Annotated in this window: 9 protein-coding genes; 4 read left to right on the forward strand and 5 right to left on the reverse strand. The window is 38.8% G+C overall.

Annotated elements, in window-relative coordinates:
* Nucleotides 1-58: 58 nt before the first annotated feature.
* Together DV942_RS01145 and DV942_RS01150 are read left to right on the forward strand one after the other, a co-directional pair.
* Nucleotides 59-2,812, forward strand: coding sequence for a sensor histidine kinase (locus tag DV942_RS01145; RefSeq protein ID WP_186462387.1), 2,754 nt, complete (start codon nt 59-61; stop codon nt 2,810-2,812).
* The gene (locus DV942_RS01150) at nt 2,812-3,564 is read left to right on the forward strand and encodes a LytR/AlgR family response regulator transcription factor (RefSeq protein WP_145854556.1); all 753 of its coding nucleotides are present in this window, start codon (nt 2,812-2,814) and stop codon (nt 3,562-3,564) included. Before DV942_RS01145 ends, DV942_RS01150 begins: the two co-directional genes overlap by 1 nt.
* Before the next feature lie 173 nt (nt 3,565-3,737).
* On the opposite strand, the gene DV942_RS01155 is transcribed toward DV942_RS01150, so the two are convergent.
* From DV942_RS01155 to DV942_RS01165, 3 genes are all read right to left on the reverse strand, one after another.
* Nucleotides 3,738-4,013, reverse strand: a complete 276-nt coding sequence (locus DV942_RS01155) for a ferredoxin (RefSeq protein WP_145854558.1) — start codon at nt 4,011-4,013, stop codon at nt 3,738-3,740.
* Between the two features lie 22 nt (nt 4,014-4,035).
* The gene (locus DV942_RS01160; RefSeq protein ID WP_145854560.1) at nt 4,036-4,689 is read right to left on the reverse strand and encodes a hypothetical protein; all 654 of its coding nucleotides are present in this window, start codon (nt 4,687-4,689) and stop codon (nt 4,036-4,038) included.
* 881 nt (nt 4,690-5,570) lie between these two features.
* A complete protein-coding gene (locus DV942_RS01165) occupies nt 5,571-7,718 on the reverse strand; it encodes a GH92 family glycosyl hydrolase (protein WP_145854563.1) in 2,148 nt (715 codons plus the stop codon).
* Nucleotides 7,719-7,940: 222 nt separating this feature from the next.
* On the opposite strand from DV942_RS01165, the gene DV942_RS01170 reads away from it, so the two are divergent.
* A complete protein-coding gene (locus DV942_RS01170) occupies nt 7,941-10,208 on the forward strand; it encodes a glycoside hydrolase family 95 protein (protein ID WP_186462388.1) in 2,268 nt (755 codons plus the stop codon).
* 359 nt (nt 10,209-10,567) lie between these two features.
* On the opposite strand, the gene DV942_RS01175 is transcribed toward DV942_RS01170, so the two are convergent.
* On the reverse strand, nt 10,568-10,765 hold the full coding sequence (locus DV942_RS01175) for a hypothetical protein (RefSeq protein WP_145854566.1): 198 nt from the start codon (nt 10,763-10,765) through the stop codon (nt 10,568-10,570).
* Nucleotides 10,766-10,887: 122 nt separating this feature from the next.
* A complete protein-coding gene (locus DV942_RS01180; protein ID WP_145854568.1) occupies nt 10,888-12,312 on the reverse strand; it encodes a glycoside hydrolase family 125 protein in 1,425 nt (474 codons plus the stop codon).
* Nucleotides 12,313-12,583: 271 nt separating this feature from the next.
* Here DV942_RS01180 and DV942_RS01185 point away from each other — a divergent pair, with 271 nt between their 5' ends.
* Nucleotides 12,584-13,771 carry a DUF1624 domain-containing protein gene (locus DV942_RS01185; protein WP_145854570.1) on the forward strand — a complete coding sequence of 396 codons (1,188 nt, stop codon included), beginning with the start codon at nt 12,584-12,586 and terminating at the stop codon, nt 13,769-13,771.
* Nucleotides 13,772-13,775 lie beyond the last annotated feature (4 nt).

The raw sequence follows: 13,775 nt of genomic DNA on the forward strand, positions 1-13,775 counted from the left end.
CTCAATGTGGCCCCACGAAATAAATACTTGTAAGTTCTTTTGTTTAAATTTTATAAACATGAAACAGAAAAAACTTTTAAGTCTTGGGATAATCTTTCTGCTTGGGCTATCACAGCTCTTTGCTCAAAAACAAAACCCAAAACTAATTTTCAAGTTAGCAGATTGGTTTGAAACAGAAATTCGAATCAACAACTTAATGCATACTTCAGATTATCGCTTTGATGTGAAGTATGAAACCTCAAACAGAACACAAAATGGCGATTTAGTTTTTAACGCAACCATCGAAAGAATGAGGTTAAAATATGCTGATGCTGATAACATTTGGTTTGGATATGATTCATACTATCCACCATATGTAGAAAATAGGAAGAAAAATCTAATCAAACAGATTTACGAAATAACAGTAGATGCTAAGGGGAAAATATCAAAACTCAAGTTGTTATCAACTGCTACAAAAGTTAGCTTCTCTGTAATTGATCTTAAAGCGCCAACTGCCCAACTAAAAGCAGAATTTACAGTCAGTAGTTTTTTTCCAACGGATTATTTAAAGCGAATTTCTGAAACAATAATAAATGCGCTAATTACCGGAAAGCCAAAAGTTAAAACAGTAGACCTATTAAACGCTGCTGGTGAAAAAAAAATCGCTAATGCAGTTTTAAAATCAGCGTCATTTAAACTGCAAAAAAACGCAGTTATAAAAGGTAAAATCACAAATTTAACTGATGCTGACAGCGTTTTTTCGGTTATTAGTTCGTCCGCTAGTTTTAAAGACGAAATCTTTAGGTTCAATAAAGATGGATCTTTTAATGCAAATGTATTGGCATGGTCAAATACGCGGCGTAGATGGGTTTTTGGTAAATTTGATGAGGATGATGAATTTGACGGATTTAAAACTTTTAGTTTGCCTTTGCAACCACTAGATACGCTGACCGTTAAAGCGGATGCACAGAATTTTTATAAAACCGTTTCTTTCGGGGGGAATGCGGGGGCAAAAGCGACATTATTCAAAGATCTGGTGGCTATTTTTGATAACCAATGGGTTAATAAGAGTAATTACCGTTCCAAATCAATAAATGAATTTATAGCTTTTCAAAAACAGGGACAAAAAGATTTTGATGGCATATTAAAAAAGTATGTTAACCGGGTTTCCAGTGAAATTTTAGAGGATATCAGAAAAGATTTTAAGTATATACAGGCAGGAACGAAACTGATGTATGTTGCTGAATACCGTAAAAAACAAAATATGAGTTTAGATGAGTTTCCGAAAGGGTTCTTTCTAAATATCGATACATTGCCGGTTTCAATGAGTACTTCGGAAGGTGGCATGTATTATGGCTATTATCTAAAATGGTTACTTGCTTACCAGCAAACAAAGTTAGGCATGGTTAATGCCAACCAGTATGGTTTTTATGCTGATTACGCAACAGCTATGGCATCTTTTGAAGGATATCCACTATACTTTTCTATTTATGAATCATTAACGCAGGAGCTTCACAAAAGTGAAGTGGAAAGTACAGCAAGGCTGAAAAATTATTATGAAGATTTTATCCATAATTGTGGAAATCCTTTCTTTATAGACCGAATTAATGAACTATGGGCAAAAGCAACGTTATGGGCACCTGGCAATCCAAGTCCGGTGCAAAAACTGTTGCTAAAAGATGGAAGCACGCTAGATCTGTCTAAATTCAAAGGAAAGCCATTGGTATTGATTGTGAACAATAATAGCCCCGATTTTTTAAAAGATTATATAGAGCTTATCAAAAAGCAAAAGGAAAATAACATTCATTTTGTTATTGCACAGGGAAATTTCTCTTCCTTTATTAAAAGCGACTTTAGTCAGGTACTAAAAACATTAAATAATGTTACTTATGTAGAATTAAGTGATCATTATCCTGAGAATTTTAACCTCTATTACCAGCAGACAAAGGTATTTACATTTAACCCAGATTTTAGGGTAATATCAAGCTACCTTATTAATAAATATACTGGTGAAGTTGAAACCGATAAGGGACAAGCGCATGAGGTTATCCGAGAGATGATCAAAAAAGCAATAGATTCTAGTGTAATGACCAAGGAACAAAAAGCGTCATTAATTAATACTATAGGGTGGAGCATTGGCTCTGCCCTGCTTACTTTACTAATTGCATTCTTTATTTACAGGACAAGAATTGCTAACGCAAGGAAGAGAACGTTACTAAAGAACAAAATAAAGGATCTGGAGATCAAGGCTATCCGTTCACAAATGAATCCCCATTTTATGTTCAATGCGTTGAATTCAATACAATCTATGATCAATAATGGGCAGTATAAAGAAGCTAATATTTATCTCGAGAAATTTGCATTGCTGATGCGCAGGGTCTTAAATAATTCAGAAAAAAGCTTTGTTTCTCTGTCAGATGAGCTGGAGGCAATTAAGCTCTACTGTGAACTGGAACAGCTCCGCTTTAACTTTAAATTTGCTATTGATGTTACACCTGAAGTAAATACCGAATTGCTGGAGATACCGGGCATGATCATCCAGCCTCTTGTAGAAAATGCGGTGTTGCATGGATTGTCGCAAAAGGGAGATTCAGGATTACTGGACATACACATTAGCTGCGATCAGAGATACCTTAAAATCATAGTCAGAGACAATGGAATCGGATTAAAAGAAGTTTCACCTAGTAAAAACAAAAGTTTCGGATTGAAACTACTAAAAGAACGACTAATATTACTCAGTACTGGTGGGAATATTGGTAACTTACATTTAAGTAATAATTCAGAAAATAATCAAAGCGGTGTTACTGCTGTGCTAACTATCCCAATAGATTAATGGAAATTTTAAAAGCGATATTAATTGACGATGAATTGAAAAGCAGAGATAATCTGCGTCAATTGTTATTTAGTTATTGTCCAAATATAGAAATTATTGGCGAGGCAGGCTCTGCTCATGAAGCACTTAAATTAATAAAAGACCTTAACCCTGATTTACTATTTCTGGATATAGAAATGGGAGAAGTTTCTGGCTTCGATCTTTTAAAATTGTTAAGTGGACAGCAAAATTTTGAAGTCATTTTTGTCACTGCCTTTGACAAGTATGGCATACAAGCAGTTAAAGCATGTGCTATAGATTATCTCCTTAAGCCGATTAACATATTGGAACTAAGTATAGCTGTTGAAAAAGCAAAAATCCAAATTAATCCTAAAAAAGAAAACCGAAGATTAAAGGAGCTGATAGCCAATATAGATAGAAAACACGATGAACAAAGGATTGCGATACCTTTAGCAGATAAGATCGAATTCTTATCGATTGACAACATCATCAGGTTAGAGGCTGAAGGTAACTACACCCATTTTTATTTAGAGAATAAAAAACAGTATCTCGTCTGTAAAACATTAAAAGAATATCAGGAATTACTCGAAAATCATCACTTTATTAGAACTCATCAGTCTCATTTGATTAATTTCCGAAAAATAGCTGCATATGTAAAAACCGATGGTGGATATATTGCGATGGAAGACGGTAGTCAGGCGCCGATATCCAGACAAAAAAGAGACGAGGTTTTGCGCAGGATCATGAAATGAAACTTCTAAATCCTACCGGTTCAATTTGGCTAAATCCTCGTAAAACAAAACTTGCTTTTTAATCGATAATACGCTGTTGATCAATTTAAGCATAAATAGAAGATTCATAATTCCAAATCTTACTGCGCAGTTAAAAATGAAAACTTTTTCTCGCTCATCTTAATTTTAAAAAGTCATTTTCTCATTTCGACCTCCATACCTGAGACCTGAAATACATGAAACTGCATAGCGCTTATGGCCCTCCTGCTAAGTTCATCGGGAGTTTGTGGTTGCTTTTTAAAATAGCAATGGCCATATTCAATTTTAGAATGATCAATGAGGTCTGGCGCTTCTGCTTCAGGCGCACCGCAGGAAGTGCACACCTGATCTTCCACATAGAAATCTCCCTGGGTATTTTCGGGATATCTTTCAGGTGGTCTTTTACCAAAAAAGGTTTCAAATATTTTCATTATAGGGCAGTGTAGTTAAAATCTAGTTTGTAGAAGATAACGACATGGATAATTTACCTTCAGGCGCTTTGCCAAAGTGGTTCGTATACCATTCAATTAGTTTGTCAGATTTAAACTGGCTATTTCCATTTATTCCCCTAATGAATCTTTTGGCAGATTTGGTACCATCTTCGCCATTCATGGCCTGGTAAAGCACATAGTCGACTATAATTTTGTCTTCAGGTTTTGGTCCTTTGTAAGATAAGATTGCACCGTCTTTCCCGATGATAAATGGTGCAGGATCACTAATATTTAAAATATTTCTGAAATCAGCTGATGATGTATTATTAACCAGCCTGTTCGTATTTGAAGTGCTATCTGAACCGATGCAAAGTTTGGTAAAAACCACATCAGGATATTTGGCAAAATGCTCCTTTAATAACAGGTAAGATTTTTCTTGCTGCTCAGAAAGTTTTTTATCCTTCCAAACATATAGGTAGACCGTTTTTCCATTGTATAAGCTACCAAAAGTTTGATGTTTTCCGTTCAGATCGACAATTTGTATGTCAGAAATATGCGTACTGGTATAGTCATTGTAATTTTTAACCACAAGTTTAGCAATTCCTTTAACCATCATGGTACAAGAGCTGGCGAGAATACAAATGGAGAAAATAAGAAAGTAAAATGATTTTTTCATGTTCAGATTGGTTTGAGGCTGTAAGTATAGTTAATTAATCATTATAGCAAAGACGATCAGGATCTAATTTGGGTTGCATCATTATTTCTTTTTTTATAGTTTTTACTGAGCATATCCCAATGGTTGTGTTTCACCGACAGTAATAAATAATTTAATGTAGAAAATGATCGACCGGTAGTTCTTGGCGGTCTGCATTCCCGCCATTCGCTATAGCTCCGATAGAAAATCTTTGTAACACTATCAACCATTGCGTAAATCGGATGCTGCCGCTTCTGTCTGGTTTAGGAACAAGGGTTTATGCACCCTGCAACCGTTAATATGAAATGCTGCCAAAGCCCCTTAGCCCCGGCTGAAGCGTTACCCTGCAGCAAGGAGGTACGAGGCAGCGAAGCGTGAAAGCAAAAGACGGGAGGAGACTTCCTGCTCAGTAAAGGCCTTGCGCTCCAAACAAAGGTTAACCATTAGCAATTTACAATTATGTCCCTTATCCTATCGGTTGGTATCTCCACCGCCTGTAATAAATGATTTATGTAAGAAAATGAGCGATCGGTGTTTCCTGGCGGTCTGCAGTCCCGCCATTCGCTATAGCTCCGATAGAAAATCTTTGTAAAACTATCAACCATTGCGTAAATCGGAGGCTGCCGCTTCTGTCTGGTTTAGGAACAAGGGTTTATGCACCCTGCAACCGTTAATATGAAATGCAGCCAAAGCCACCTAGCCCCGGCTGAAGCGTTACCCTGCAGCAACGAGGTACGAGGCAGCGAAGCGTAAAAGCAAAAGACGGGAGGAGACTTCCGGCTCAGCAAAGGCCGTGCGCTCCAAACAAAGGTTAATCATTAGCATTTTACAATTACTCCCCCTTTTATATGGACCTCAAACTTTTATTTAGTACCAATCTCTACCTGACCACCTTTTTTAAACAAGTCATGAGAAATAAAATACCCCGGTATTGCTTTTCCATTAACTTTGATATTATTAATCCCTCTTCCCTTGCCTGGTTTGGAAATCGTTAACATTTTTCCGGTACTGGTTTTCCATTTTACCTCATCAAAAAGTGGTGCGGTAACGATATAATTTGGATCAGTAGCCGAGAATGGATATAAACCCAGTGCACTAAACACATACCAGGCCGACATTTCGCCGGCATCGTCCATTCCGGAGAGCGCCAAACCATCATCGCCTATACCATATAGTCCGTTTAAAATCTTATCAATAATTTTCTGCGATTTTTCCGGCTTACCGATAAAGGTATAAGCAAAAGGTGCTTCATGGTCAGGCTGGTTGCCCTGGCAATATTGACCGATCATGGTTTCAACATTGCGGGCAATGTATTTTGGGTTCCAGGGTACGGTAAATAGCGAATCCAGTTTGGATTCGAAGCCTTTTGCACCACCATACAGCTCTATTAAACCTTTCATATCGTGTGGCGCATAAAACGAAACCTGCCAGGCATTCGCTTCCCTGTACATATATTCGTAGTATGGATACTGAGGGTTGAAAGGTTTGATCCAGTCACCATTTTCTAACCTGCCTCTCATAAAACGTGTACCCGGATCGAACATGTTTTTATAATTTTTCGACCGGGCCATGAGTGTGTGATAATTACTGCTATCGCCAAGTTTTTTAGCAATTTGAGCAAGCGAATAATCGTCATAGGCATACTCGAGCGTTTTGGAAACACCTGCCTTCGCTTTGGTTTCTACATGTGGATTTTTAACATCAGGGTCTGAAATATATCCCTTCTCGATATATTCTTTCACAAACGGACGGGCACCACCATCCACATTGGCATTGCGTAACAAAATCTGGTAGGTACCTTTGATGTCGAAATCATCAATACCCCTCAAATAAGCCCCGGCAATGGACGAGGCACCATGATCGCCATGAAAAAAGGTAGGAATAAAACCCGTTTTATCGCCCACATCCTTCATCGATTTAATTACATCCAAAGTAACCTGAGGTGTAATCAGACCTAAAAGCACGTCTTTATTGCGGTAAGTGTCCCAAAGTGAGGGTTCTGTATAGTAATTGAAATCTCCTTTTACCACATTGCGTTTTGCATCTCTAAACTCACCGTTGACATCACTACGCAAAGCCGGCCATAAGAAAGATCTGTACAGGCAGGAATACAACATCTGTTTTTGCTTCTGCGTTCCGCCCTTTACCTGAATGTTTGATAATAGTGCCTCCCACTTTTCGGTTGCTTCCCTGCGGATCCGTGCAAATGTTTTATTTCCGATTTCTTTCTCCAGGTTTTCTTTTGCATTGGCTATACTCACAAAAGATAACCCGATTTTAAGTTCAACCGGGGCTTTACTCCCATCAGCCAAATGCACGATTGCATAACCAGAACGTTTGCCGGCATCAACAATCTCAAGTTTATCAATCGTTCCATTTACTACCGCGTAAAAATACACATTTTCACCGCCCTGAAAACCTTGTATGGCGGATGGCCCGTCCTGCGCAAGATTCCAGGTATTAACACTGCTGTTGGCTTTTCCCATGCTGAACAGGATTTGCCTGTCGTTATTTTCTTTGAAAGTATATTCGTGAAAACCGCATCGTAATGTTGATGTCAGCCTCACATCCACCTGATAATCATCTAAATATACCTGATAAAAGCCAGGTGCTGCGCTTTCCCTTTTGTGGAAAAACTTTGAACCAAATTTACCTTTTGGGTTGGATAGTGGTAAGATGGGAATATTGCATAAATTCCAATGCCCTTTATTTGTGTGTGCAAAACCATAAATGATATCATCTTCATACTCGTAACCTGCACCCGAACCAAATTCCGTAATGGGACTTAACTGCACCATGGCATTTGGTAAGGAGCTGCCAGGAAAAGTTAAACCTGCCCATGACCGCCAGCCTTCAGGCAACTCATATCCCAGAATTTTAGGATCAGTCAGAGGTGCTGTACCAATAAAGGTGTTCACATATGGTGTTAATTTAGCTTGCGCCTGTGATTTGTGATGAATCGCGATAATAAATATCAAGAGAATGGTGAAGGATCTGGCTGGCAATTTCATTTTAGATAAAACGTTTTAGTATTTTATCAAATATATAAAATCTATTAAACCAATGTATAAAATATCATAATAGTTACCTGTTAAAATTAGCGAAAGTGGCAAATTGAGATGCTTAAATAGTTGAATAATTTGCCAAATATCAGTATGCTTTGCGGCCGCGATTTTCATGCTCGCTGTGCTATTTTATATATCTTTGGCTTAAACACTAATCAAATAACCAATATGCTTTTAAATTACAGGCAAAACTTCGTTTGCGCATTTTTCTTGTGCTTACTGCTCTTCTGCTCTGCCAACAGGCTTCTGGCACAGAACAAAGAAAATACTGCCTTTACCATGTGGGATACTAAACCTGCACAGCAATGGATGACGGAAGCCTATCCTATCGGTAACGGACGTATCGGCGGGATGATTTTCGGAGGTGTTGATCAGGAACATATTCAATTTAATGATAATACGCTATGGACCGGCGATGAGAACGACCGGGGTATGTACCAGGCTTTTGGCGATTTGTTTATCGATTTCAATCATAAAGAACAACAATTTACCAACTATACCCGCAAACTCAATCTTACTAATGCTGTACATACCATTAGTTATACCCAAAACAGCACCCAATTTAAACGTGAGTATTTTTGCAGCTTTCCGGATAAAGTGATGGTACTGCGCTTCACCGCTAACCAGAAAAAAGCTTATTCTGCAATGATTGGCTTAAAAGATGCGCATGATGGGATCATTACTGCGAAAGGCAATACCATTCAGATTACGGGTAAACTACCAAATGGCATGACTTACCAGGCTATTGCTGCTGTGAAGATCGAAAATGGAAAGCTTGAATCGATAAAAGATGGTAATACCGAAAAATTGAAAATAACAGCTGCTGACGCCATTACCCTTACGTTTACTGCAGCGACCAATTACAGCAATAAACGAGCGCAAAACTGGAAAGGTGAAGAGCCGGCACCTAAAATTGACCGTATTTTAAATGCGATTAAAGCCAAAAGTTATGATAAACTTTTAAATGCACATATTCAAGATTATAGCAGATTATATAATCGCCTCGCAATAAACCTTGGCACGGGCGATGAAAATACACGGAACCTACCCACCTACCAAAGATTGATCAACTATAAAAAGAAAGCAGACCCCGCTCTTGAAGCTTTAATTTTTCAGTATGGCAGATATTTGCTGATCAGTTCATCAAGAGCAGGTGGCTTACCTGCCAATTTGCAAGGACTTTGGAACGAAAGCAACACTCCGCCATGGGGCAGCGATTACCACTCAAACATCAACATCCAGATGAATTACTGGCTTGCCGAGCCGACCAACCTCTCTGAATGCATGATCCCTTACTTGGATTATATTAACAGCATGCGCGAGGTGAGTGCCATGCATACCCGTAAGCAGTATCCCAATACCAGAGGCTGGACGGTTAAAACCGAAAATAATATTTTTGGTGGCATGAGCTTTCTTTGGAATACCCCAGGAAGTGCCTGGTATGCGCAGGCCCTTTGGGAGCATTATGCCTTTACAAAGGATAAAAATTACCTGAAGAACTTTGCCTATCCGATAATAAAAGAAATCGCTGAATTTTGGGATGATCATTTAAAAAGGAGGCCGGATGGAACACTGGTATCACCAATGGGCTGGTCGCCAGAACATGGGCCGACGGAAGATGGGGTTACGCATGATCAACAAATTGTGTTTGACCTTTTTACCAACTACATTGAAGCGGCTGAAGTTTTAGGCATAGATGCTGATTACAAAAAACACATTGCCGATTTAAAAGCACACTTATTAAAGCCAAAAATTGGGAAATGGGGTCAGCTGCAGGAATGGGAAACCGATCGTGACGACCCTGCCGACCAACACAGGCACATTTCACATCTCTTTGGTTTACACCCCGGCAGAGAAATCAGCACCATTAAAACACCAGAACTGGCAAAGGCAGCCCGAGTAACCTTAACTGCCCGTGGCGATGAATCGACTGGTTGGTCGATGGCCTGGAAAATGAATTTCTGGGCCAGGTTACAGGATGGTAATCACGCTTATAAAATTTTACAAAACTTTATTACGCCGGTTGGTGGTTCAGGTACCGATTACAATAAGGGAGGAGGAATTTATACCAATTTACTCTGCGCACATCCACCCTTTCAAATTGACGGAAATTTCGGCTATACTGCAGGTATTTCTGAAATGCTGCTGCAAAGCCAGGCCGGCGAACTGCAATTTCTGCCAGCTTTGCCTGATCAATGGGCTACGGGAAGCATTCAGGGTTTAAGGGCACGTGGAGACTTCGAAATTACCAATCTGGAGTGGAAAAATGGAAAAGTGGTTTCTTTAGCTATCAAATCATTATCAGGCGGGGCATGTATCGTAAGAACGCCGAATCAGCTAAAGGGAAACGCGAAAGATATTGTTCAGGAAAAATCGGATAAAGATTTCAGGTATCGTTTTAATACGCTGGCCGGAAAAACGTACCAGTTTAATTAATTATCGGTGTCCGATCGGTAAACTGTTCTAAAGTTTTTTTAAACGTATTTATTTCCTGTCGGTCGCGCTGAGGGATAATTTAATGGATAAAAATCATTATAAATAACAGATAAAATCTAATTAGTAATATCTCTTGAGGAATCGTCATTCCAAACTTGATTTGATAGCTATCGGATGGGAATTTTAGATCGTTTGCTTTAAGATTCCGGCATACACGAAATCCGATTGCTATCGGATGACAACCGCACTAGTTGAGTCTGTCAATCGTAACGGAGTCGAAGGATTTTTAGCCCTAAATAATAAGGTTAATTGCAAAATCGTTTATCGTATCCTCGTCATTAGTTGATAAGAGCATAGCGCTAACAAACCTGTTTAAGTTTTCTTACTTCAATTTCACCCTGTGCCAATACAAATCGAAACATTAAAAATTCATCCGTTTCGGTAATATCAATTTGTTTGATGACACCCGCTAAATGATTATTGTTAATCGCATCTCCTGCTTTTAGTTCCAGCAGTGTTGATGTCGGCACTTTATCGTCTACAAAAATGTTGCTCATATTGATTCTTTTAAGAACGCATAATTTACCGATTTAATCTGAATCCGCTTGTGTCAAAAAAAACGTGTTTATATCGATTCGCCTTTTAGCAAGACGATCAATACAAACACGGCCCGTAGTTTTTATGCCTTTAACAAGGCAGGTTTCTCATGATACGTTTTCCAGAGCAATTCTCCGAATAGCGTATTCGACCAGGCGAACCAGGCTCTTGTAAAGTTGGCTGGATTATCTTTGTTGAACGACTCGTGCATAAAACCTTTGCCTGCGTGTGTTTTACGCAAAGTATCTATACAATATTTAATCTCGGCATCATCTTTAGAGGTAAGTGCACGCATGGTAATGCTCATTGGCCAGATCATGTCTTGCCCCGCGTGTGGACCACCAATACCTTCGGCCGCTGTGCCTTTAAAGAAATATGGATTATCTTTAGAAAGGGCAAATTTCCTGGTGTTCTGATAGATCGGATCTTCAATTTTCATCGCGCCCAGATAAGGCAAACTCAATAAACTGGGTACATTTGAATCGTCCATTAAGTAAGAACTTCCAAAACCATCTACCTCAAAAGCATAAATTTTGCCATATTTAGGGTGGTTTACGATGGCATGTTTTTGAAGCGCAGCATTTACCTCGTAGGCCAGATTTAATAAATTACTTTCTAAATTTTTATCGCTGTTTAGCGCTTTAATCATCTCTGCAGCCTGCTTTAAGCTTGATACCGCAAAGAAGTTTGAAGGAACCAGAAATGGAAAAATAGTGGCGTCATCACTCGGTCGGAAAGCAGAACAGATCAAACCAACCGGATTTACCGGAAAACCGTAACCCGCCATGGGTAACGAATCGGTAGGTTGTGTGGTTTCCCGCTGGAAATGATAAGGGCCTTTACCGGTTTTGCGCTGTTGCTCTTTAAAAGTTTTCAACGTAGCCTCAATTCCTTTTTTCCAATCGGCATCGAAAGGGGTTTTATCACCTGTCTTTTTCCAATAATGGTAAGCCAAACGGATCGGGTAACACAATGAATCGATTTCCCACTTGCGCTCGTGTACGCCTGGCTGCATAGCGGTTTTATCGGTCTTCCACTCTCCCACTTTATTGGCATCACCATAAAAAGCATTGGCATAAGGATCTTTTAAAATACATTTGGTTTGGTGGATAATTACACCGGCAATTAGCTTTTTTAGTGGCTCGTCTTCATTTACAAATTGCAGGTAAGGCCAAACCTGGGCTGAACTATCGCGTAACCACATGGCATCAATGTCGCCTGTAATTACATAGGTATCTGGTCTGCCATCTTTTTCTTCGTGATAAACCGTCGTATCTAAAGTATTTGGAAAACAATTTTCAAACAGCCATGCTAATTCGGGATTCTTAACATTTGACCTGAAGGTGTTAATGGCTGCGTCTACCGCTTTACTTTTAAAATGTCGTTTTGCAGCAGCTACGCGTACCACCGGAAATTCGGGCGCCAGATTAGCGGCGAAAGAAAATTTTGATGCAACAACGCCTGCTCCTAATAAGCCAGTGTTTTGTATAAATGTCCTTCTTTTCATTATGATTAATTATGATATTTAGGTTTAATTTTTAGCGATAGTGTTACGATACCTTATAAATTCATATCACTTGCAGCGGTAAATATTATTCGGTTAGTCCTTAACAAATATTATCATAATTTTTGGAACATCAAAATCATAATGTTCAATTTAACTATTCCTAAATCGATTTTCTTATACAATATCTTGAATAGATTCAGCTTGTGTTCTTTTGCTAAGGTGACTAATTATAGATATAAAATAATATATTTAACTAACCAAGCCTAATTTTATGGATGCTGATAACGTTTCACTGTCTAAACGTATTTTATCTATTGATATACTACGTGGATTTGTAATGATTGTAATGGCGCTGGATCATACCAGAGATTTCTTTCATATTGGTGCGATGACAGCTGATCCGCTAAATCCTGAGACCACCACGGGCCTGTTGTTTTTTACCCGCTGGATTACCCATTTCTGTGCACCCATTTTTGTTTTCCTGTCAGGATTATCAGCTTATTTATCTGCACAACATAAAACGCCAGCTCAGGCGGCTTCATTTTTATTTAAACGGGGTTTATGGTTAATTTTTATTGAAATAGCAGTGGTATCGCTCGGTCTTACCTTTAACCTGCAATACAACTTTATTATTTTACAGGTAATCTGGGCAACTGGCTGGAGCATGATCTTCCTGGCATTGGCAAGCCGTATCTCTTATCAAAGCGTAGTCGTCATCGGCTATATTCTGGTTTTTGGACACAATCTTTTTGATTTATTGCCCAAACCAGCCGGTCAAACAGCCGGATTGATTTTGAAAGTATTTTTTACTGCTTCTGGAACGGTTGTACCATTATCCAGCAATCATTTAGTCGGTATTTTTTATGCCATCCTGCCCTGGACAGGCATTATGTTTTTAGGTTATGGGATTGGCGCATGGTATAAAAAAGAATATGCTAACGAACTCAGAAAGCGAAATTTAATGGTTGCGGGATTATTAACCATATTATTGTTTATTATCTTGAGGCTTATCAATATTTACGGCGATCCGGCACCGCGTAAGGAGTATCATGATTTCTTTAAGAATCTGCTGTCCTTTTTTAACGTAAGCAAATATCCTCCCTCCTTGCAATACACAGCCATGACATTGGGCCCAGCACTGCTATTTTTGGCGCTTATCGAAAAAACAGCCAATTGGTTTACGAAGATCAACACCGTATACGGCGCTGTACCTTTCTTTTATTATGTGATACATTTTTATTTATTGCATATACTCCTGGTGATGGCATTTTTTGCCACAGGGCATAGCGAAAAAGAAATTATGCAGGTTCCGTTTTTATTTAGGCCGGCAGCTTTTGGATTTGGTTTACCTGCTGTTTATTTGATATGGATCTGTGTGGTAGCTTCTTTGTACCTTCCATGCAGGTGGTTTAAAAGATACAAGCAAACACACAGGCAATGGTGGTTGAGTTATATTTAATTTT

Origin of the sequence: Pedobacter suwonensis (genome assembly GCF_007833675.1) — a bacterium.
In the GTDB taxonomy this organism is placed as follows: domain Bacteria; phylum Bacteroidota; class Bacteroidia; order Sphingobacteriales; family Sphingobacteriaceae; genus Pedobacter; species Pedobacter suwonensis.